Annotated in this window: 20 protein-coding genes; 13 read left to right on the forward strand and 7 right to left on the reverse strand. The window is 63.2% G+C overall.

The window, feature by feature from the left end:
- Positions 1 to 10: 10 nt before the first annotated feature.
- From RHP72_RS16685 to RHP72_RS16710, 6 genes are all read left to right on the forward strand, one after another.
- The gene (locus RHP72_RS16685) at positions 11 to 463 is read left to right on the forward strand and encodes a tail fiber domain-containing protein (RefSeq protein ID WP_311093620.1); all 453 of its coding nucleotides are present in this window, start codon (positions 11 to 13) and stop codon (positions 461 to 463) included.
- A 10-nt stretch (positions 464 to 473) separates the two neighbouring features.
- The gene (locus RHP72_RS16690) at positions 474 to 2,447 is read left to right on the forward strand and encodes a GAF domain-containing protein (RefSeq protein ID WP_311093621.1); all 1,974 of its coding nucleotides are present in this window, start codon (positions 474 to 476) and stop codon (positions 2,445 to 2,447) included.
- A 106-nt stretch (positions 2,448 to 2,553) separates the two neighbouring features.
- Positions 2,554 to 3,846, forward strand: coding sequence for a hydroxymethylglutaryl-CoA reductase, degradative (locus tag RHP72_RS16695; protein ID WP_311093622.1), 1,293 nt, complete (start codon positions 2,554 to 2,556; stop codon positions 3,844 to 3,846).
- Between the two features lie 5 nt (positions 3,847 to 3,851).
- The gene (locus RHP72_RS16700) at positions 3,852 to 4,820 is read left to right on the forward strand and encodes a hydroxymethylglutaryl-CoA lyase (protein WP_082931393.1); all 969 of its coding nucleotides are present in this window, start codon (positions 3,852 to 3,854) and stop codon (positions 4,818 to 4,820) included.
- Positions 4,821 to 4,896: 76 nt separating this feature from the next.
- Entirely contained in the window at positions 4,897 to 5,388 is a 492-nt protein-coding gene (locus RHP72_RS16705) for a hypothetical protein (protein WP_003941716.1), read from the forward strand.
- Positions 5,385 to 6,767, forward strand: a complete 1,383-nt coding sequence (locus RHP72_RS16710; RefSeq protein ID WP_047270124.1) for a tripartite tricarboxylate transporter permease — start codon at positions 5,385 to 5,387, stop codon at positions 6,765 to 6,767. Before RHP72_RS16705 ends, RHP72_RS16710 begins: the two co-directional genes overlap by 4 nt.
- Before the next feature lie 61 nt (positions 6,768 to 6,828).
- On the opposite strand, the gene RHP72_RS16715 is transcribed toward RHP72_RS16710, so the two are convergent.
- The 3 genes from RHP72_RS16715 to RHP72_RS16725 form a co-directional block, all read right to left on the reverse strand.
- A complete protein-coding gene (locus RHP72_RS16715; RefSeq protein WP_311093623.1) occupies positions 6,829 to 8,241 on the reverse strand; it encodes a diguanylate cyclase in 1,413 nt (470 codons plus the stop codon).
- 187 nt (positions 8,242 to 8,428) lie between these two features.
- Entirely contained in the window at positions 8,429 to 9,112 is a 684-nt protein-coding gene (gene bioD / locus RHP72_RS16720) for a dethiobiotin synthase (RefSeq protein WP_007733117.1), read from the reverse strand.
- Positions 9,109 to 10,254 (reverse strand): 8-amino-7-oxononanoate synthase, encoded by a 1,146-nt coding sequence (locus RHP72_RS16725; RefSeq protein WP_007733119.1) that lies wholly within the window; start codon positions 10,252 to 10,254, stop codon positions 9,109 to 9,111. Before RHP72_RS16725 ends, bioD begins: the two co-directional genes overlap by 4 nt.
- Positions 10,255 to 10,292: 38 nt before the next feature.
- Here RHP72_RS16725 and RHP72_RS16730 point away from each other — a divergent pair, with 38 nt between their 5' ends.
- From RHP72_RS16730 to RHP72_RS16750, 5 genes are all read left to right on the forward strand, one after another.
- Positions 10,293 to 11,585, forward strand: coding sequence for an adenosylmethionine--8-amino-7-oxononanoate transaminase (locus RHP72_RS16730; protein ID WP_311093624.1), 1,293 nt, complete (start codon positions 10,293 to 10,295; stop codon positions 11,583 to 11,585).
- A 57-nt stretch (positions 11,586 to 11,642) separates the two neighbouring features.
- Positions 11,643 to 13,982 (forward strand): glycogen debranching protein GlgX, encoded by a 2,340-nt coding sequence (glgX, locus tag RHP72_RS16735; protein ID WP_003941662.1) that lies wholly within the window; start codon positions 11,643 to 11,645, stop codon positions 13,980 to 13,982.
- Between the two features lie 13 nt (positions 13,983 to 13,995).
- Positions 13,996 to 16,362, forward strand: a complete 2,367-nt coding sequence (treY, locus tag RHP72_RS16740) for a malto-oligosyltrehalose synthase (RefSeq protein ID WP_311093625.1) — start codon at positions 13,996 to 13,998, stop codon at positions 16,360 to 16,362.
- A 94-nt stretch (positions 16,363 to 16,456) separates the two neighbouring features.
- Positions 16,457 to 17,269 (forward strand): mycofactocin-coupled SDR family oxidoreductase, encoded by an 813-nt coding sequence (locus tag RHP72_RS16745; RefSeq protein WP_007733124.1) that lies wholly within the window; start codon positions 16,457 to 16,459, stop codon positions 17,267 to 17,269.
- A 66-nt stretch (positions 17,270 to 17,335) separates the two neighbouring features.
- Entirely contained in the window at positions 17,336 to 18,265 is a 930-nt protein-coding gene (locus RHP72_RS16750; protein ID WP_285182773.1) for an NADP-dependent oxidoreductase, read from the forward strand.
- An 18-nt stretch (positions 18,266 to 18,283) separates the two neighbouring features.
- Here RHP72_RS16750 and RHP72_RS16755 read toward each other — a convergent pair whose 3' ends face one another.
- Positions 18,284 to 18,703 carry a PaaI family thioesterase gene (locus tag RHP72_RS16755; protein WP_230587613.1) on the reverse strand — a complete coding sequence of 140 codons (420 nt, stop codon included), beginning with the start codon at positions 18,701 to 18,703 and terminating at the stop codon, positions 18,284 to 18,286.
- A gap of 55 nt (positions 18,704 to 18,758) precedes the next feature.
- Here RHP72_RS16755 and RHP72_RS16760 point away from each other — a divergent pair, with 55 nt between their 5' ends.
- The gene (locus RHP72_RS16760) at positions 18,759 to 19,352 is read left to right on the forward strand and encodes a TetR/AcrR family transcriptional regulator (RefSeq protein WP_003941729.1); all 594 of its coding nucleotides are present in this window, start codon (positions 18,759 to 18,761) and stop codon (positions 19,350 to 19,352) included.
- A gap of 34 nt (positions 19,353 to 19,386) precedes the next feature.
- Here the strand turns inward: RHP72_RS16760 and RHP72_RS16765 are convergent, their stop codons facing one another.
- Positions 19,387 to 20,295, reverse strand: coding sequence for a DMT family transporter (locus tag RHP72_RS16765; RefSeq protein WP_064689172.1), 909 nt, complete (start codon positions 20,293 to 20,295; stop codon positions 19,387 to 19,389).
- 83 nt (positions 20,296 to 20,378) lie between these two features.
- Between RHP72_RS16765 and RHP72_RS16770 the strand changes: the two genes are divergently transcribed.
- Entirely contained in the window at positions 20,379 to 21,269 is an 891-nt protein-coding gene (locus tag RHP72_RS16770) for a LysR family transcriptional regulator (protein ID WP_042921818.1), read from the forward strand.
- Position 21,270: 1 nt separating this feature from the next.
- Here RHP72_RS16770 and RHP72_RS16775 read toward each other — a convergent pair whose 3' ends face one another.
- Both RHP72_RS16775 and RHP72_RS16780 read right to left on the reverse strand, forming a co-directional pair.
- Entirely contained in the window at positions 21,271 to 21,627 is a 357-nt protein-coding gene (locus RHP72_RS16775; RefSeq protein ID WP_003941757.1) for a PLD nuclease N-terminal domain-containing protein, read from the reverse strand.
- 57 nt (positions 21,628 to 21,684) lie between these two features.
- Positions 21,685 to 22,308, reverse strand: a complete 624-nt coding sequence (locus tag RHP72_RS16780) for a TetR/AcrR family transcriptional regulator (protein ID WP_311093626.1) — start codon at positions 22,306 to 22,308, stop codon at positions 21,685 to 21,687.
- Positions 22,309 to 22,323 lie beyond the last annotated feature (15 nt).

A 22,323-nucleotide genomic window follows, 5' to 3' on the forward strand; every position in this document is an offset into this window, starting at 1 on the left:
CGGTGTTCGGGTGAACGCCGCGATGCGACACCCCGCGCAGTGGGTGTTCGCACGGGCCGCGCATCGACGTGGCGTGCATACCGGCGTAGATGTTCCGACGAGCGTGCAGGACGTGCTCGACCGGTTGACGGCACTCCGAATAAGTACGTGGAGTTACGGATTCGACCACAAGTCGGTCCGTCACCTGGGTCCGATGGCGCAAGACTTTGCGGCGATTTTCGGCTTGGGATCCAACGCCCGCCGGATCTCCGCCGTCGACGCGAACGGCGTCTGCATGGCGAGCATCCAAGCGTTGAACCGCAAAATCAGTGCCCTCGAGACAGAAGTCAGCGCGCTCGAGAAGGACGTGAACAGACTGAGACGGGAAACGGGAGACACGAGCACGACTCGGAATGCATTGGAAACAAACAACAATCACATATCCACACCGCTCGACGAATTCGGTGGATCCACCGGTCTGTAGTTTGTTCGGTGTGACCGCCCCTGATTCAGACTCCGACTCGGCGCCCAACGTGATTGCCGCGCTGTTCGACGTGACGTCCGATGCAGTCGGCGACGAACATGTCGAACAGGTACTTGCCGAATTCGGCTTTGGCGCAATGGAGGTCGCGGAGACCGCGGCCCGCATCCGGGCCAGTCGGTCGGAATTTCGGCGACTTCGCCGTCGCGAGAACGAATTGGCGGTTCTCTATTCGAGTGCACGTGAGCTCGCGCAGGTTCGCGACGTGGACACACTGCTGCAGAGGCTGGTCAACCGCGCACACGACATCATGGGCACCGACGTCACATACCTGTCCGAGTTCGACGTGATCACTCGTGACCTGAATGTTCGAAAGACGGCCGGCGCGGTCTCGCCGGAACTCCAGCATCTGCAAGTTCCTGCCGGCGCGGGACTGGTCAGCGCGATTGCCGAATCTCGAGCAGCCCAATGGGTTCAGAACTACAGCGACTACACGCAGTCGCGCCATGACGAAGTGGTCGATGCCGCGATCGTCGCCGAGGGTCTGGTGGCGATTCTCGGCGTGCCGATGCTCTCCGACGGCCAGATCCTCGGAGTCCTGTTTGCCGCCGACCGTCGGGAACGGCGTTTTACCGCAGATCAGATCGCCCTGCTCTCGGCGCTGGCTGATCACGCCTCGGTGGTCCTGCAAACCGCGCGGGCACTCGACCGCGCCGAGGAATCCGCTGCCGAGACCGGGCGAGCACTCGACGAGCTGCGCGAACACGTGTCCGCGCGGGACAAATCGAACGTCGTCCACCAGGATCTGATCCACGCCGTTCTCCGCGGCGGCGGATACGCCCAGGTTGCACGAACTCTCAGCAGCTCTCTCGAGCGCAGCACCGTCGTCGTCGACAGTGAGCTACGCCCTCTCGTGAAATCCTCTGGCGAGCAGATCACGACGGTGCCGATGTCTCTTCCTCCCGCCGTGTCCGAGGCCATCGACCAGAGTCGCCGAAGCGGCCGATGCACGTTTGTCGCCGATGACAGTGAGACCGTGATCCAACTCGTCAGCGCCGTCACCGCCGGAGAATCGTTCCTCGGGGCCATCTTGCTGAATCGTTCGGACGCGCCGATCGGCCCCGTCGAACTCCGGACCGTGGAACGGGCAGCTCAGGTCACTGCCATCCTCGTGTTGCAACACTCGGCGGCGGCAGCAGCGGACCGGCGTGCACGTGACGAACTGGTCGCCGACTTGCTGAGCACTGCCCCCGAGCGCAGGCGCGATCTCGAACGTAGGACCCGAAACCTCGGCATCTCACTCGGCGAACTGGACACCGTCCTCGTGGTGTCGGTCGCTCCGGAACTCCGCACCGCCGCGCTCCGCGCAATCGGGCAGTCTCTGCCGGTAGCGGGGTTGGCGGCGCAGCATGCCGGATTGATCGCGGTGGTCTCGCGCTCGGGAAACCCGGCAGCCGCGGCGACGGTCATTCACCGTCAGATCACCGGTTCGGTAGGACCGCACGCAGTAGTCATTGCGCCGGCGACGGCGGAACGCCCCGAAGAGCTCCCGGCGCGCTTCACCTCGGCGCTGCGCACGGCCCGCCTACTCACGGCATTGGGCAAGACCGACGGCGCGGTCACGACGGCGTCATATCTGCCGTACACCGTTCTGTTCGGCGAAAATCCGGAATCACTTCATCAGTTCATCGACGAAGTAATCGGCCCGGTACTCGCGTACGACCGCGACAAGGACACCGATCTCACCGCGACCCTTCGTGCCCTGGTACGCAACGACGGGAGCCCGACCAAGGCTGCCCGCGCACTCAACTATCACCCCAACACCGTCGTTCAGCGTCTCGACCGCATCCGTACGCTCCTCGGTCAATCGTGGCGGGAAGACGAGAACTTTTTCCGGGTGTCCATGGCGACGAGGCTCGACGAACTTCGGGACGTGGGAACCGAAGAGGCCGGAAGCGGCATCACCGACAGCACCGATGGTGCATGACACTACAATTTCGACCGATCGATGTGTCGTGAGCACGTGGCCTGGCAAGCATCGACCTCCCTACTGTGAAGCGGAGCACAGAACCACTTCAGGAGGACGACCCCCCGTGTCATCAACCAGCAGCCGATCAACCAACAGCCGCATCGCCGATTTCCGGTCCTACGACGTCGCCGCACGGCGCGCCGAGATCGTTCGCCAGACCGACCTGACCGAAGCAGACATCGCGGTCTACGACGCTGCCGACGGCCTCACCATCGATCAGGCCGATCGCATGGTCGAGAACGTCCTCGGCGTCATCGGCATCCCGGTCGGCGTGGCCACCAACTTCACGATCAACGGCACGGACTACCTGATCCCCCTCGCCACCGAGGAGCCGTCGGTAGTCGCAGCCGCGAGTAACGCTGCTCGCATCGCACGCGGACTCGGGGGCTTTCACGTCTCGAGCACGCAGCCGATCATGCAAGCCCAGATTCAACTCGTCGACGTCGTGGATCCGGCAGCTGCCCGCATCCGACTCCTCGAGGCACGTGAAGAAATCATTGCACTCGCCAACGAGCAGGACCCGAAGCTGGTCAGCGTCGGGGGTGGCGTGAAGGACATTTCGGTTCGCATCGTGTCCTCGGACAAGGCCGCCTACGTCGTCCTCCACCTTCATGTCGACGTACGAGATGCCATGGGCGCCAACGCAGTCAACACGATGGCAGAGGCAATCGCGGATCGAGTAGCCGAGATCGGCGGCGGGCACGTCGTTCTTCGCATTCTCACCAACAAGGCAGATCTGCGGCTGACGCGCGTTCGTGCCGTGTTCGACGCCCAATTGATCGGCGGTGCAGAGGTAGTGGACAACCTGATCCATGCCGCACGCTTGGCGGAGCTGGATCCCTACCGCGCCGCGACACACAACAAGGGCATCATGAACGGCATCAGCGCCGTGGTGTTGGCAACCGGAAACGACACGCGCGCAGTCGAAGCCGGGTGCCATTCCCATGCAGTCAACGCCGACGGAATCTACTCGTCGCTCTCGCATTTCGAGAAGAATGCCGACGGAAACATCGTCGGCACCCTCGAACTGCCCATGCCGGTCGGCCTCGTCGGCGGGGCCACCAAAGTGCACCCCGTAGCGCAGGCCGCAATCAAGATGCTCGGCGTCGAGAGCGCCGAGGAACTCGCCGGCATCATCCTGGCAGTCGGCCTGGCGCAGAACCTGGCTGCGGTCCGCGTTCTGGCCAGTGAGGGTGTCCAGCGCGGACACATGGGGCTGCACGCCCGCAACATCGCTGCCACCGCCGGAGCGCAGAAGAACGAGATCGACGCCGTGGTGGCACGCCTGATCGCGGACAAGAGCATTCGCGTCGAGCATGCCGAGAAGGTTCTCGCCGAGATCCGCGGCGGAAACTGACGACAATGACCGAAACAGTTGCAGGATCACCGGTGTGGAAGCCGGCGCCTCATCGAGTGCCGGCGCCGGGGCTGCCGACCTCGGTCCGGATCTACGAAGTCGGGCCACGCGACGGACTTCAAGCGGAAACAGCGGTGATCCCGACCGAGACGAAAGCCCAGTTCATCGAACGCCTGGTCGCGGCCGGCTCCCGCACTGTCGAATTGACGAGTTTCGTCTCACCTCGATGGATCCCGCAACTTGCGGACGCGGAAGAATTGATGGGTCGGCTGCACCTGCCGGACTCGGTACGTACGGTCGTTCTTGTCCCGAACCGCAAGGGTCTCGAGCGGGCCGTCGCCGCCGGAGCAAGCGAGGTTGCAGTATTCGTCAGCGCCACAAAGGAATTCGCGAAACGCAACCTCAATTCCACGGTGGACGGCGCGATCGCCGCGGCTGCCGAGGTCACTACGGCCGCCCGAGCCCTGGGACTTCCCGTCCGCGGCTACATCTCCATGTGCTTCGGCGACCCCTGGGAAGGCTCCGTGCCCGTCGAGCGTGTCGCCGACATCGCAAAGACCCTGATCGACAGCGGTGTCACGTCACTCTCACTCGGCGACACCATCGGCGTCGGCACACCTGGCCATGTACTCGCTTTGCTCGGCGCCCTCCGAGAACGTGGCATCCCCACATCGCAGATCGCCATGCACTTTCACGACACCTACGGCCAGGCGCTGTCGAACGTCTATGCGTCGTTGACCGCTGGGGTATCCGAATTCGACAGTTCCGCAGGTGGTCTCGGACGGTGCCCATATGCCAAGGGCGCGACCGGAAATCTCGCCACCGAGGATCTGGTGTGGATGCTCCACGGCCTCGGGATCGACACCGGCATCGACCTGGATTCGCTCACCGACACAAGCAGCTGGATGGCCGAACAGGTCGGCCACTCGAGCCCGTCCCGAGTTGTCACCGCCCTCCGCGCAGCACGCACCTGACACCCGCAACGCAAGCCCCTCATCTCGCAAGCCCCTCCCTGTACGACCCCGCCATGCATGACACTGGAGAAGACTGATGTCACCACCTCAGCCGGCAACGACGCCGACCACCACGACCGAGCCGACCGAGCAGCAGACATACCTCGAAGTCTGGGGTGACACCGTCAACGGTCGACACCTCGCGATCTCCGTTGCAGTCGGCAGTGTCGTCGGCGCCTCGGCCCTTCTCGCGGCCCAGGCACTGTTCGAACGGGTCGTCAGCGAACCGTCGTTGGCCCAGGCGTACAGCCTTCTGGTCGGCATCGCGGCCTGCCTGCTCGCCGGCGTGGTCTGCGGAATCTTCATCAAGCCGAAGCGGATAGTCGCCTTGGCCGCCGCCGACGCGGAGTCGATCGACGGTGTCATCACGACGATGAGTGAACAGCGCCAGGGTCTGGGCACTCTCGCCGACATTCCGGAGCAGAGCCGACAGGAACTTCGCGAGCTGGGTCTGTACGACCACTTCGCCGCTGCCGAGGCCGAGCACGCACGGGTCTCGAACACACCGAAGGACGGTGGGCGCGCATGAGTTCGGTTCTGACCAACGAAATTCTGATTGCCGTTCTCTTCGGCATCATCGGTGCGGTCGCGTTCACGTTCATCGGATTGATCTCCGGCACGGACGAGACCGCCACGATCGCACCGCTGACTCTGCTCGTGATTCTGCTCGGCGCTCCCCCGGCGGCGGTCTTCACGTTCTTCCTCTCCGGTGCGATCGCCAAACACATGACGCACGCGGTGCCGACGATGCTGCTGGGCATTCCCGGCGACACGATGGCGATTCCACTCTTGCCGGAAGCGCAGATGATGCGCTCACTCGGCATCCCGCACATCGCACTCCGCAAGGCGATCTCGGGAGCAGTGATCTCGGCGTTCGTCGCTGTGCCGGTTGCCGTTTTGTTCGCGACCATCCTCGCGCCGTTCGCGGACACCGTTCAGTCGATAGCACCGTGGCTGTTCCTGGTCGCCGCCATCGGCATCGCCTACGCCTCACCAGGCCGCTGGGCCGGGGTTGTCGCCCTCGTTCCCTTCGTCATCTTGATCCTCGGCGCCCGCGCGTTGACGTCGAATTACGATGTGTCGCTGAACATCAGCTACTTCCTTGCGATCGCAGTCGGGCCGCTGATCGCGGACCTCGCATTGACCTTGGGCCCGTCGAGCCGTAAGGACATGGAACGCAGTGAACCCAAAACCGTTGCATTGGCCCCGGACATCAAAGGATGGAAGGGATACTTCCCCAATCCTCTGAAGGTCCTCGATCGCAAGCAGATCGGTTACACCGCCGCCGCTTCCACGGTGTCGAGCGCAACATTCGTCTTCAGCCCGGTCGCCATGACTGTTCTGATGGGTGAGCTGGTAGGTGCGCGGATCAAGAACGGCTATCACCGACTGACCACAATGGTCTCGGCGAAGAACGGTACGACGGAATCCACCTACATCGCGGAAACCCTCATCCCACTCGTCGCTTTCGGCCTTCCGCTCAGCCCGCTCGCGGCAGGCCCCGCAGCCCCTCTGTTCAACGCTCCACCGGTGTTCGAGACCAATCAGGAAACCGGAGTGATCAACAATCTCTCCACGTACCTGACGCAGTGGGAGTTCCTGCTCTACGGACTGCTCGCAGTGGTCACGGCAACGGTCATCGCATACCCGTTTGCCATGAACTACGCGTACCGCGCTGCGTCAGCGGTGGTCAAGCACATCAGTCACGAAGCTGTGATCGCGGTGTTCACGGGACTCGTCGTCGTCATCAGCATCTGGGAGGGCGGCGTCCTCGGGCTTCTGATCACCGTGACGGTCGGCCTGGTCGGTGGCCTTCTCGGGCGCCTGTTCAAGATTCACGGCGGAGTTCTGTTCATGGGTTACTACGTAGCGCTGTTCAGTGTTCCTGCCCTGATCAATCTGTTCTGAATCGGTCGACTCCACCACCACGTGCGGACCCGCAACAAACTGCGGGTCCGCACGTATTTCTTCAGCTACCGACCGTGAGCGCCACGGTTCGATTGCGGTCCAACTTCTTCGCTCGATACAACGCCTCGTCAGCGCAATCGACCAATTGCGTCAGGTCTGCGTCGCCGTGGGGTGAACACGCGACACCGATGCTGACCGTCGGCCCGAATTCACCCAATACTGCCGACGAATTCTCCGCTTGCGCGCGTCGAATCATCTCGGCTGTTTCGGTCGCACCCTCGAGATCGACACCGGCCATCAGTACGACGAACTCCTCGCCGCCCAATCGGGCGAAGAGATGCTTGTCATCGAGGTGCCGCCGCACCTGATCGGCAAAACTCACCAACGCTGTATCGCCGGCACGATGACCGAGGTTGTCGTTCACCATCTTGAAGTGATCCAGATCCATCATCAGGACGCTGACCGGACGCCCAGAGTGGCGACGCGGATCGGTCGCACCCGTCACGCTGCCGCCTCGCCGCAAGAATTCGTCCCGGCGCAACGCACCGGTGAGATCGTCGTGGGTGACGGCCTGGGTGAGTGCCTCGAGCGCGCGGCGACGCTCGAGGATCACGCAGGCCACCGCGATCGGCGCTACCGCCAGCAGCGACAATCCGATCTGGACCGACGCGCTGACCGGCGAGACGCCCTCGCTGGACAATCCGAGATGGCCGTCGGCCGTCAGTACCAACGTCCAGGCAGTTGACACAGCGGTGAGCATCGACGTGACAAATACATTGGTGAGCAAGGCTGCAGTCACCAGCGCCGGCATGGCAAACGCGATCGCTCCGGCACCGCCTATCACCCACTCCAAGATGATGCAGACGGCCAGCAGCGCCGTCGGAACGACTGATCGACGCACAAGCGTGGCAACAGCTTTCGGTTCTCGATCCACTCGTCGAAGCGAAGGGAATGTCAGCACCAAGGGGACGATGGTCATGTAGTTGACGAACTCACTCGAGAACCAGAGCAACCAGCCTTCCCACCACTGCCCGCCGAACAGCACGCGGTTCGCGATTCCGCCCACGAGCGCCGCCATCGACGCGGCGGCGACAGTCATCGACACGAGATAGCCGACGGACTGAATACTGGTCAGTCGACGGTCCTCACTGTCGACCCAGCGAAAGGCGTAGAAGCCGCTCGCAACCCCGACGATGTTGGCCGCGTTGAGCCACACCGTGGACTCCCATGCCCCACCGGTGATCAGGTCGGCTCCGACATAACCGACTACGACGCAGATCCAGGTGAGCAGTGTGGCGGAACGCGGCGACCGAAAGAGGATCCCGAGTAGCAGCGCGTTCGCCGGCCAGAAGACTGCAAGCGTGCCCGGCAGACGGCTCAGAATTCCGACCAGGCACGAGACGAAGACGACTACGCCGATAAGCAGTGCGCGACGTACGGCCGATGACGACAACGACTTTTCGACCGTGCTCACCACCTACATTCGACTGACCTACTCACAATTCGACAACCACTGTCGGTGACCAAGGCGCCCCGGATGCAGGGTCGCCGCAAGACACCCGTCGAAATATACCGACCGGAATCGTACGCGAGGGACGTCGAAACCCAAGGCGCCCCACTGTGCCTTGGCTATCGATGCGGACAAATCGGATGTTACGTCGTCAGTTGGTCAAATGAAGTTCACCGAGCGTGATCGAAGCGGTGCGAGCAAACTCTCGGACACTCGCGCCTCCACTTCCGGCAGGCATTACCCCGAGAAGGGGAACACCGCTGACTGAAACCAGATCCTCGCGATTGCATCTCTCGGCGAGGTCCGGTTCCTGCGGCCACGAACCGATCACCAACCCGGCGCAGTCCACGCCGGATGCACGTAGGGCTTCCACGGTCAGTGCGGTGTGATTGAGCGTGCCCAGGCCGGACGCAACCACCAGCACCACTGGCACTGCCAGAGCCGCGGCAAGATCGCGAGCGGTGAACCCGTCGACGCCCAAGCGGACCAGCAAGCCGCCGGCGCCTTCGATCAGGGTCAAGTCGTGGGTGGTGTCCAGGTCGCGAGCAACTCGGACTACTTCGTCGAGCGCCAACAACGGCAGACCACTTCGACGGGCAGCAGTATCCGGCGCCAAAGGTTCGGGATACCGCGCCAACTCGACCAGCGTCACGCCGCCGCCGGTCAGACGCTCGATCTCGGCCAGATCACCCGCACCGTCCACGTCGACGCCGGTCTGGGCCGGTTTGAGCACTGCAACCGACTTTCCCGACTGCAAGGCCACCGATGCCAATGCGGCTGTCACCACTGTTTTTCCGACGTCGGTCGACGTTCCGGTCACCAGGAAAATGCTCATGCTCGGGCTCCGGCCAATACTTCGCGCAGTACGAGAGCGATCTGCTCCATCTCGGATGCGGACAGCGTCGCTCGTGCTGTCAGACGCAGCCGTGACGTTCCTTCCGGAACCGACGGCGGGCGGAAGCATCCGACGTGCAGTCCCTGGTCCCGGCACGCGGACGCGGCATCGAACGCCCGCTGCGGATCACCGAGAACGACTGAGACGACAGCAGATTCAGGCGACGGAGCACCGGTGACGTCCGCCAGTTCGGATGCCCGGGCCAGAACGTCGAGCGCTCGCGTCGGCTCACGCTGGAGTACGGCGAGTGCAGCCCTGGCCGCGCCTACGGCGGCCGGTGCGAGCCCGGTGTCGAAGATGAACGTTCTTGCCGCGTCGATGAGATGCGCGCGGATCTTGTTGTCACCGAGCACAACTCCGCCCTGGCTGGCGAGCGACTTGGACAGTGTTGCCGTCACGACGACGTCGGGTTCACCGGCCAGGCCCGACTCGTGGACGAGTCCACGTCCACCGGCACCGCGCACACCGATGCCATGCGCCTCGTCGACCAACAGGATCGCCCCGTACTCGCGGCACACCTGATGCATCTGCCGCAGTGGCGCGAGGTCTCCGTCGGCACTGAAGACCGAATCGGTGACGACCAGCGCTCGCTCTTCCACTCTGCTGCGCAACGTGTCGGCGAGAAAGCCCACGTCCGAATGCGGAGCAACGGCAACCCGAGCACGTGACAGGCGGCAGGCATCCACCAGCGAGGCATGCGATCCCGCATCGGAGACGATCAACGACCCTGGACCCGAGAGCGCCGTCACCGCGCCGAGATTGGCTGTGTAACCGGAGGAGAAGACAAGTCCGGAGTCCGCCCCGACGAACTCGGCCAGTTCGACTTCGAGCAGTTCGTGTTCGGTGGTGGTGCCGGTGACCAGACGCGAGCCCGTGGCGCCCGCGCCCCAACGGCGCAGAGCCGCCGCGGCACCCTCGATCACATCGGGGTGCCGCACGAGTCCGAGGTAATCGTTCGACGCCAGGTCGATCAACGGGGAGTCGACCGTGCGAGGACGGAGTTCGCGACGCAGTCCGGCGGCCCTGCGGTCCGCTTCGACGGCCGTCAGCCAATTCAGCGAGGTGTTCACTTTTCCGACCATACTTGAACACCGTTCAACTCAATGGTTAGGGTGCATCCGTGCTCACAACCGGACTTGATCCCCATGACGTCTCCGCCATCGATGCCGATGTCCTCTGGCATCCGTACGGATCATTTCCCGCGTCGACTCGTCCGCTGATCGTCGACTCTGCGCAGGGGGCTACACTCACGCTCTCCGACGGCCGCCGATTGGTCGACGGAATGAGCTCGTGGTGGGCCGCCATTCACGGATACCGCAATCCCGTGCTCGACACTGCTGCTGCACGGCAGCTGGGCAAGATGAGTCATGTCATGTTCGGCGGACTGACGCACGAACCCGCCGCTCGCCTCGGGCGACTACTCGTCGACATCACACCGCCTCACCTCGACAAGGTGTTCCTCTCCGACTCCGGTTCGGTGGCCGTCGAAGTAGCAGTCAAGATGTGCCTGCAGTACTGGCGGAGCCTCGGAAAACCGTCGAAAAATCGTTTGATGACCTGGCGCGGCGGATATCACGGCGACACCTTCACCCCCATGAGCGTCTGCGACCCCGACGGCGGCATGCACTCTCTCTGGACCGACGTCCTTCGCCCTCAGGTCTTCGCGCAGACTCCCTCGGCGGACTATCTCCCCGAATACGTGCAGGAGTTGGAATCGCTCTTGGCCGAGCATCACGAGGACCTCGCCGCGGTGATCGTCGAACCGGTAGTCCAAGGCGCCGGCGGAATGCGTTTCCACGATCCCGCGTACCTGATCGACCTGCGTAACCTCTGCGACAAGTACCAAGTCCTCCTGGTCTTCGACGAAATCGCGACCGGATTCGGACGCACCGGAGAATTGTTCGCCGCCGATCACGCCGGCGTCAGTCCCGACGTCATGTGCGTCGGCAAGGCACTGACCGGCGGGTACATGAGTCTGGCGGCAACGCTGTGCACCACGGAGATCGCGGAGACCATCACTGCCGGTGAGGGCGGCGGGCTGATGCACGGCCCCACCTTCATGGGCAATCCACTCGCGTGCGCCGTCGCGGTGGCGTCGACCGAACTTCTGCTTGCGATGGACTGGCGGCGTGACGTCGCAACCCTCGAACGTGGCCTCGCTCGAGGCCTCGCCGAAGCCGTCACAATTCCCGGGGTCGTCGACGTCCGCGTCAAAGGCGGAATCGGAGTGATCGAACTCGAACAGCCGGTCGACATGCAGAGCGCGACCGATGCAGCCGTCGACGCCGGCGTCTGGCTCCGGCCGTTCCGCAACCTCGTATACGCGATGCCTCCGTACCTGTGTTCGGAGGCAGAGGTGGAACAGATCACAGCCGGAATGCTTGCAACCGCCCGCAGCCAGGCGAAACGGTGATCGGCACCGTAGACAGTCGACGAGATTCGATCGGCTGCACCCGATAGGGTCTGATTCATGGATCAACCGCCGAGCGAGACCTCAGCCACTCCCATCCCGGTATGGCCTGGCAGTGCGTACCCACTCGGTGCCACCTACGACGGCGCGGGGACCAATTTCTCGCTCTTCTCCGAGGTCGCCGAGGCCGTCGAGCTGTGCCTGATCGCCAAGGACGGAACCGAAACCCGCATTCGGATGGACGAGGTCGACGGTTACGTCTGGCATGCGTACCTTCCGTCGGTATCCCCCGGCCAGCGATACGGCTACCGCGTACACGGGCCGTACGATCCGGCTGCAGGTCTGCGATGCGATCCGAGCAAACTCCTGCTGGACCCGTACGGAAAAGCGTTCGACGGAGACTTCGACGGAGACCGTTCGCTGTTCTCGTACGACGTCGAATCGGCGGCGGACCCCGAACCTTCAGGAGACGACGAATCTCCCGCCGTGGAGCCGCAAGAGGCTACCGACGAAACGAGTTCGGAAGCCGAATCGGACGAGGTGGGCCTCGAAGACGACTCGCCCACGGGCGATCAGGAATCGGACGAGATCCTCGAGCCCGAACCCTTCGAGCCGGAACCACTCGTCGACGAACCCGCCACCATCCCTTTCCCCCAACATGATTCGCTCGGCCATACGATGTCGACCGTCGTCATCAACCCGTTCTTCGATTGGGCGTCCGACCACTCGCCGAAGCGTCCGTATCACGAGACGGTCATCTACGAAGCGCACGTCAAGGGTATGACCGCGACGCATCCCGGAGTTCCGGAGGAATTGCGCGGCACGTACGCGGGGCTCGCTCATCCGGTGATCATCGAGCACCTCACCGATCTGGGTGTCACGGCGATCGAACTGATGCCGGTCCACCAGTTCATGCACGATCAGGTGCTTCTCGACCAAGGTCTGCGAAACTACTGGGGTTACAACACCTTCGGCTTTCTCGCTCCGCACACCGACTACTCCTCGGCCACGAAACCCGATGCGGCCGTAGCGGAATTCAAAGCCATGGTGCGCAGCTTCCACCAGGCGGGTATCGAAGTGATCCTCGACGTGGTCTACAACCACACCGCCGAGGGCAATCACATGGGGCCGACCATCAGCTTCCGCGGTATCGACAATGCCGCCTACTACCGCCTGGTCGACGGCGACGAAGAGCACTACATGGACTACACCGGAACGGGCAACAGCCTCAACGCCCGTCATCCGCATACGCTGCAATTGATCATGGACTCTCTGCGGTACTGGGTCACGGAGATGCACGTCGACGGTTTCCGCTTCGACCTCGCCTCGACACTCGCCCGTGAACTGCACGACGTGGACCGCCTTTCGGCCTTCTTCGATCTCGTGCAACAGGATCCGATCGTCAGTCAGGTGAAGCTGATCGCCGAACCGTGGGACGTCGGCGAAGGCGGTTACCAGGTCGGCAACTTCCCCGGCCTGTGGACCGAATGGAACGGCAAATACCGCGACACCGTCCGCGACTACTGGCGTGGTGAGCCGGCAACGCTGGGGGAGTTCGCCTCCCGTCTCACCGGATCCTCTGATCTCTACGAGGCCACCGGACGTCGCCCTGGCGCGAGCATCAACTTCGTCATCGCTCACGACGGTTTCACCCTCCACGACCTAGTCTCGTACAACGAGAAGCACAACGAAGCCAACGGCGAGAACAACAACGACGGCGAATCGCACAACCGATCGTGGAACTGCGGGGTCGAAGGCCCCACCGACGACCCGGAAATCCTCGAACTGCGTGGCCGTCAGAGCCGGAACATACTGGCTACGCTGATGCTCAGCCAGGGCACCCCGATGCTTGCTCACGGCGACGAGATGGGCCGAACTCAGCAGGGTAACAACAACGTTTACTGCCAGGATTCGGAACTGTCATGGATGGATTGGACTCTCGCGGAAACCAACGCCGACCTCGTCGAGTTCACCAAGCGCGCAATTGCCTTGCGCGCCAAGAACCCGGTCTTCCGGCGTCGTCGATTCTTCGAGGGGCGACCTATTCGAAGCGGCGATCAGAGTCGCGACATCGCCTGGCTCACGCCGTCTGGCGAAGAGATGACTCCGGCCGACTGGGACAGCGGTTTCGGCAAGTCGTTGGCTGTCTTTCTCAACGGTGACGCGATCCCGGAACCGAACTACCGTGGCGAGCGCGTCACCGGAGATTCGTTCCTTCTCTGCTTCAACGCCCACTACGAAGATCTCGAATTCTCCACCCCCAACGCGGACTACGCGTCGGAGTGGACCGTCGTACTCGACACCTCGGTCCCCACCGGTGAGAGCGATACCGTGATCAAAGCCGGAACAACATTGGATGTAAAAGCGCGAGCATTGACGGTACTTCGCAGAACCGCTTGAGGGAGACGTGCACATGGCCCCGATAACCAGCACCTACCGACTGCAGTTGCGACCGGATGCATTCACTCTTCGTGATGCGGCCGCACAGGTGGACTACTTCGAGGCATTGGGGGTCTCACATCTCTATCTCTCCCCCATCCTCACGGCAACGTCCGGATCGACGCACGGCTACGACGTCACCGATCCGACAACCGTGTCCGAAGGACTTGGTGGCCGCGAGGCCCTGGTGGAGCTCTCGCGCGCCGTTCGATCACGTGGGATGGGCCTGATCGTCGATCTGGTCCCCAACCATGTCGGTGTCGCCAAACCTCGCGAAAATGCTTGGTGGTGGGACGTTCTCACGCACGGGCAGTCGTCGGAGTACGCGCATTTCTTCGACATCGATTGGGCCGAGGACAACGGAGCCAACGGCGCCGACGGCAAACTCTCACTCCCGGTACTGGGCAGCCCGGACGATCTCGACGCACTGACTGTCGAGAAAGATGGCGAGGAAACACTTCTCGCGTTCTACGAGCACCGCTTCCCCATCGCTGCCGGTACTGAATTCGGATCTCCACAGGAGGTGCACTCCAGGCAGTCGTACCGACTCGTACCGTGGAACGCCGGGATCGTCAACTACCGACGGTTCTTTGCCGTCAACGAACTCGCTGCGCTGCGCCAGGAGGACCCCCAAGTCTTCGAACTCTGCCATCGGCAAGTGAAGTCGTGGGTCGACGAAGGACTGATCGACGGCGTTCGCATCGATCATCCGGACGGACTCGCGAATCCGGCGGAATATCTCGGGCGCCTGCGAGAACTGATCGGACCAGATCAGTGGCTCGTGATCGAAAAGATCCTCGGCCATACGGAACCACTCGATCCGATGCTCCCGATCGACGGCACCACCGGATACGACGCCCTCAATCAGCTGGGCGGCATTTTCGTCGATCCCGCCGCCGAACTCGAATTGACCGAACTCTCGGCAGATCTGACCGGCGACGACGGGGACAGTACGTGGTTGCATCACACCGAACGTCAGTTCAAACGCGACACCGGGCGCGGTGACCTGGCACCGGAGGTTCGCAGGCTCGTACGTGCAATCCGACGCGAAACCGGAAGTCGTTGCAGTGAGACCGAACTGAACGACGCAGTTGTCGTCGCGATCGCTCGGATGCCGGTGTACCGATCCGACTACAGTCCCCTCGCCGGTTTGGCCGCTCGGATCGTCGGCGACATGCACGAATTGGCTCCCGGACATGAACCATCGTTCAACGTGTTGGCGCAATCCCTGGTGAACAGCGGTGAAGCCTCAGTTCGCTTCCAGCAGGTGTGTGGCGCTGTCATGGCCAAGTCCGTCGAAGATCGACTCTTCTATCGGACGGCGCGCCTGGTCTCACGTCAGGAAGTCGGCGGCAACCCGGCATCGCTTGCCGTCTCCGTCGCCGAATTCCATCTCCATAACGCGGACCGAGCGAAGCGGTGGCCGCGCGCGATGACGAGTCTGTCCACTCACGACACCAAACGCGGCGAGGACGTGCGGGCACGGATCGGTGTTGTGTCTCAGGTGCCGACGCTGTGGGCCCGGCTGATTCGCGAGTGGGAAGACGTGTGCCCCAGCCCTGATCCGCTTACCGGATTGTTCTTGTGGCAGAACATCATCGGTGTGTGGCCGGCGGACGGCCGCTCGGCAGCCTCGGCTCCAGAGCTGCGCGAGCGTTTGCACGCCTATGCGGAGAAAGCCGTCCGCGAGTCCGGCGCCAGAACTTCCTGGAACGATCCGGACGTCGACTTCGAGTCGGCAGTGCACCGCTGGATCGACGAGGTGATCGACGGCCCGGTCGGTGATTCGGTCAGCGAATTCGTCGGCCGGATCGCGCGTCACGGCTGGTCGGACTCTCTGGGCCAAAAGCTGCTCCAACTTCTCGGGCCCGGCGTTCCCGACGTCTACCAGGGCACTGAGCTGTGGGAGGACTCGTTGGTCGATCCGGACAACCGGCGGCTTGTCGACTACGGAACGAGGCGATCACTGCTCGATTCCGGCGCCGCGCCGATCGACGCAACAGGAACCGCAAAGTTGCACCTCGTTCGCACGGCACTGACACTGCGGCGGGAGAACCCCTCGTGGTTCGATCACGGTGAGTACCGGCCGGTCTTCGCTTCAGGTTCCGGATCCGGTCATCTGGTCGGCTTCTCGCGCGGCCCGGCAGGTGATCCGCCTATGGTCGTTGCTCTGGCGACGCGACATTCGCTCAGACTCTCGTCGCACGGTTGGAGAGATACGCGAGTGGACCTGCCAGATGGCGAATGGGTCGACGCACTGAGCGGACAACCCGTCTTGTCTTCGGATGCGCGGGACATCTTCACTGCCGGGCCATGTGCCCTGTTGACCAGGGTGCGCTGAGCGGTTTCCGCTGACTGGGCATTCACCCCCGAAAAGAACTTCGTCGCGCTAACTTCCGAAGAGCAGATCATCACCACTAGTCGGAGGTTTGAGCATGGCCGCCAGTCGATTCACCGGAAAAGTTGCCTTCATCACCGGAGCCGCCCGTGGTCAGGGGCGCGCCGAAGCTGTCCGGCTGGCAGAAGAGGGCGCAGACATCATCGCCGTCGACGCGTGTGTTCAATTCGAATCCACCTCGTATGCCGGCGCCACCGACGACGACCTGGCCGAGACAGTCGAACTGGTCAAGGCCCTGGACCGTCGAATTGTCGCTACCAAGACCGACGTTCGCGACTTCTCTGCGCTGTCCGCGGCGCTCGCGGCCGGCATCGACGAATTGGGGCGACTTGACGTCGTCGTCGCGAACGCCGGAATCTGTTCTGCCAACATGTCCTGGGAAATCACGCCCGAGCAGTGGCAGGAAACGCTCGACGTCAACCTGACCGGCGTCTTCCACACCGCCAAGGCAGCGATCCCGCACCTGATCAAGCAAGGCACCGGTGGCTCGATCATCTTCACCAGCTCCGTCGCCGGCCTGCGCGGCCTCCCCTTCCTCGGCCATTACGTCGCGAGCAAACACGGCATCACCGGTCTGGCCAAGACGATGGCCTCGGAGTTGGGGCAGTACAACATTCGGGTCAACACCATCCACCCACACGGCGTGGAAACCGGAATGCAGATGACGGACATGCGGCCGCTCATCGACGCCAACGCCCACACACTCGGTCCGATCTTCATGCAGACCTTGCCCGACCCGGTCAGCCAGCCGGAGGACATCGCCGCCGCCGTCGCGTTCCTCGGTTCCGACGAGGCCCATCACATCACCGGCATCGCGATGCCGCTCGATCTGGGCACCCTGATCCGCTGATCGAATCTTCTCGAGTTTTTCCCGTCCTCGGGGAATATCGCTTCCCCGAGGACGGTTGCGCGAGACATGACCAAAACTGTTGTAGCGCAGACGTACGGCACGCCCGAGGTCCTGAAGCTGGTGGACGTCGATTTACCGGCACCGAAATCAGGTGAAGTCCTGGTCGACGTGAAGGCGATCGGCGTCAATCCCTTCGACTTCAAGCTCTACAGCGGCGCTTTCGGCACCGACCCCGAGAAACTTCCCATCCGCCTCGGCGGCGAGGCAGCGGGCGTCGTCTCGGCCGTCGGCGACGGCGTCACAAATGTGAACGTCGGCGACGAAGTGATCGTCAGCCCCGGCAACGGCCTCTACTCCGAACAAGTAGTCGTGCCGGTCTCCTCTGTCACCGCGAAGCCCGCAGGCATCAGCTGGGAACAGGCAGCCGGCCTCCTTCTGGTCGGCGGAACTGCAGTCGACGCCCTCGACACCATTCGGGTCGGCTCCGGCGACACCGTTCTCATCCACGGCGCGTCCGGCGGCGTCGGCGCGATCGCTGTTCAGCTGGCAGTTGGTCGCGGAGCTACGGTGATCGGCACCGCGGGAGCCTCGAATCAGGATTACGTGCGCTCGCTCGGCGCCACGCCTGTGCTCTACGGCCACGGCCTCGAAGCGCGTGTTCGTGAACTCGCGCCGAACGGCGTCGACGCCGCCTTCGACACCGCCGGAACAGATGAAGCCGTCGATACTTCGCTGGCTTTGGTCTCCGACAAGAGTCGCATCGTCACCATCGTCGCGTTCGGACGCGCCCAGACCGACGGCTTCGCGTCCGTCGGCGGAGGCAATCCGGCAAGTGCGGAAGCGCGTTTGAAGGCTCGATCCGAACTGGTCGAACAAGCCGGTTCCGGACATCTCACCGTGAAGATCGCCAAGACTTTCCCACTAACGGACGTCGCGCTCGCTCACACCGAGTTGCAGAGTTCGCACCCCGCGGGAAAGTTCATCCTCGTTCCGTGACCTTCAGCTCTGTCTTGCCTAGGCCTTAGGGGCGAGTGGAACCAACAGGGTGGTGCCGAACGCGACGAGCACCGATTCGCCTTCGCGTTCGGCATGTACCTCGGCAGTGACGAACACCTGCTTGCGCCCGGCCTTGACCGAGCGCGCCGTAGCGACAAATGCGGTTCCGACGCCCGGACTCACGAAATTGACCGCGCAGTTGGACGCCGCCACGACACCTACCTGGGTGAAGGCAGCAAATCCGCACGCGGTGTCGACGAGTCCCGCCACGAGCGCAGCGTGCAGGTGTCCCGAGTACTGGCCCAGATCCTCACGCCATTCGAGCCGCAGACAAACGCGACCCGGTTCGGCCTCCGTGACTTCGAATCCGGCCCACCGGTTGAAGGCCGCCGAGGCGTTGACCGCGCGCAACTGTTCGAGCATTTCAGAATTTCCCATGTAGACCAGTCTACATAGATTGTGGTGGATCGCTGGGGTGTTTAAGCTCCAACTCGTGGCGACTCCCCCGAAACACCGCGAAGCACTCGTACGAGCTGCGGCCGATCTGTTTCGCCGCCAGGGGTATGCGGCAACGGGCCTCAACGAGATCCTCAAGTCGAGCGGGGCGCCGAAAGGTTCGCTGTACCACTACTTTCCCGGCGGCAAAGAGCAGATCGGCGAAGAGGTCGTCCGCGTCGGCGGGCAGTTGGTCACCGACACCCTGACCGAACTCGCCGACAGCCAATCGGACGCCGGGTCGCTGCTGCGCGAGTACGCGCGGTTGCTCGCCGGATGGGTGAGCGATTCGGATTTCCACGAAGGCTCGCCGATCACGACGGTGTTGTTGGAACTTGCCCCCGATTCGGAGAGCGTGACAGCCGCCGGACAGGCGGTGTATCGACAGTGGACTTCGCTACTGCGCGACACACTGATCGCGTCCGGGGTCGGACGTGCGCGAGCGGAACGGCTTGCCGTCCTGGCAGTGTCCGCGCTCGAGGGCTCGCTGGTGCGGGCTCGCGTCGAACGATCCGGTCAGCCGATTCTCGATTCCCTCGGCGAGGTCGCCGACGTGTTCGACGGAGCAATCGCCGCGGCGCACTCGCACTGAGCGAACGCGACCTGAGCGAACGGCACTCTCGGTCTCATGAAGGCGCCGAAAGGTACGTTCGCTCGGAATCGGAGGGTGGCTCAGTCGGCTTCCGGGCGCCATCCCGAGCACCATCCCGAGCACCACCGCGGGCCGCGCCGATTCCTGCGACGACGACGCACGCGATACCTGCCACGGCCAGAACACTCGGAACCTGTTGCAGCACAACCAGACCGATAAGCTGCGCGAAAGCAGGCTCGAGACTCATCAGCGTGCCGAACGCCGCCGTGGACAGCCTTCGCAACGAGACCATCTCCAGAACGAACGGCACGACGGGCAGCAAGATCGCGAGTCCGAGGCCCACGAGAATCAGATGCGGAGTCAGCCGCCCGATAGCCGAGTGGCCTACGGCAATTGTCGCGGCCAACCCGGCTACCGCCATCGACACCGCCAGCCCGTTGATACCGGCAACCTCGTCGCCGACGCGCTGGGTGAGCAAAATGTACATCGCCCAGCAGAGCGCCGCACCGAGTGCGTACGCCACACCGACCAGATCGACTGTCCCGGCCCACGGTTCGGTGAGAAGCACGACGCCCACGCCTGCCAGAATCGGCCACAGAACGCGGCCACGCCCCCGGAGCAAAGCAACCGTCAGCGGACCCAAGAATTCCAATGCGCTTGCTGTTCCCAGCGGAAGGCGCTCCACCGCTGCCATGAACAGGAGCGTCATGCCTGCGGTGACCACACCCAGAACCACGCAAGCCAGAAACGCCTTGCGAGTGAACGCCGAAGGGCGGGGCCTGACGATGATCAGAAGAATGATGCCTGCCCAGGCGAGTCGTAGCCACGCCGCTCCGTCTGCGCCGAGCTGATCGATCAGGCCCACCGACACGGCGAGCCCGAGCTGCACGCACAACATCGCCAAAACAGCCAGGCCCACTCCGGCCCGCGCTTTCGTATCCATAGCTGAATTGAACGGGAGGCCAACCGTTCGTGTCCACGCGATTTTGACCTACATTATGTTCACGATTAGTGAATGATCGAAGGATGGAAACCCGTCGACTCCATCTCCTCCTCGAACTCTCCCGCTTGGGTTCGATGCGTGCGGTCGCCGAAGCGCACAACCTCACGACGTCGACAGTGTCCCAACAACTCGCGGCCTTGACCGCGGAGACCGGTACCGCACTGATCGAGCCCGACGGTCGCCGGGTGCGGCTGACGCCGGCCGGTCAACGACTGGCCGATCATGCCGTCACCATCCTGGCAGCCGTCGATGCAGCTCGCCTGGACCTCGATCCGGACGCGGAACCGGTGGGGACCCTGCGAGTCGGCGGATTCGCAACTGCGATCAGAACCGCGATGCTCCCCGTCGCTCGAAGCCTGCAACGCAGTCACCCGCAGGTGGACGTGATGATCTACGAATACGAACCCGTCGAGGCTTTTGCACTCCTCGAACGCGACGATCTAGACCTCGCACTGACGTACGACTACAACCTTGCCCCCGCGTCGCCGAGCCCACTACTCGAAGCAATTCCGCTCTGGTCGACGCCCTGGGGACTGTGTGTTCCCGACGACGCCAAAGCTCCCGACAAGTCCACAGAATCCGGAATCGATCTCCGCGCCTTCGCCGACACGTCATGGATAGTGAACTCACGCAACACGGCAGACGAGCGCGCTGTGCGAACCCTCGCGTCGCTGGCCGGGTTCACCCCTCGGATCACTCACCAGATCGACAGTCTCGACTTGGTCGAACTCTTGATCCTCAGTGGTTACGGCGTGGGGCTGATGCCGCTCGAACGCAAGACTCGCGAAGGCGTGCGCGTCGAACCACTCGTCGATCCGCCCGTCATCCTCACTGCCTATGCGGTGACGCGTCGCGGCCGATCGTCCTGGCCGCCGCTTCGGCTCGTGTTGGACCGACTCACGGCCTACCGATAACTCACATCCGATCAGCGTCGCCGTCGCGGCGCTGCTGCTTGGCAATTCGACGCTGCTCTTCCGCCCGCTCGCGGCACTGACGCAAGAAGGCTTCGTCCGCCGCCGGATCCTGCGCAACGGCACGTCCCGGGCGCTCGTATTCGCCGTAACCGGTTGGGCCGACGTAACCGCGGGGCGCGTTCTGTCCGCGCCCGACCACCAGCCACAGAACCGATCCCAAAGTAGGAAGGAAGATGATGATCAGAATCCAGACGACCTTGGGTAGGTACTGGATGTAGGCGTCATCTCTCGTGATGGCGTCGACGATGCAGAAAATCCACAGCAACATCGTGATGAGGCCGAACAAGGCATAGGGCACGCTGGCGATTCCTCCCGAGAATAAAAAACCCTCGCCATGCTAACGAAAACAGACCAATTAGTACATTAGATTCTGGCGAATGTTGAACTCGAGCCATCCTCGGTACGCATCGACGTCCCATCCACAGACCCGACGCAATTGCTGATGAAGCTGAGGCGAGACGAAAGCGGCAAGTATGCCCGCAGCTTTCTCGAGCGAAATCTCAGGCCTCAACAAGCCATGCTCGGAGAGACCCTCGGCTATCGACATCGCATTGACGGCCGACTGATCCGACGACTCCTCGGATAGTCGACGCATGTCGGCATCCGCACCCGAGGATTCGACCGCGACCATCATCAGAGCGCCTGCACGTTCGAGCAGTCCGATGCCCTGAGCCACGATCTGGGAGACGATCCGGCGAACGTCATCGGGGTCCGAGGCCAGGTTCGGCGCGCCGAGTGGAACCTCTTCGGCATCGAGCGCCGCAGCGAGGGCCGCTTCGAAGATCTCGAGTTTCCCGCCAGGGAAGGCTGTGAACACCGTCCGATCGGCGACGCCGGCCGAGGCGGCAATCTGCTTGACGGTGGCTTTGACATACCCGTCTCGAATAAACAAGGCCGTCGCCGCATCACGAATGAGTTCACGCGTTCGCTGCGCGGAAGCTTCACGCACGCGGGAGTGGTACTGGCGTCTGCCCTCCATTGCGCACACTTTAGC

Source organism: Rhodococcus sp. SG20037, assembly GCF_031763325.1.
Classification (GTDB): domain Bacteria; phylum Actinomycetota; class Actinomycetes; order Mycobacteriales; family Mycobacteriaceae; genus Rhodococcus_F; species Rhodococcus_F qingshengii.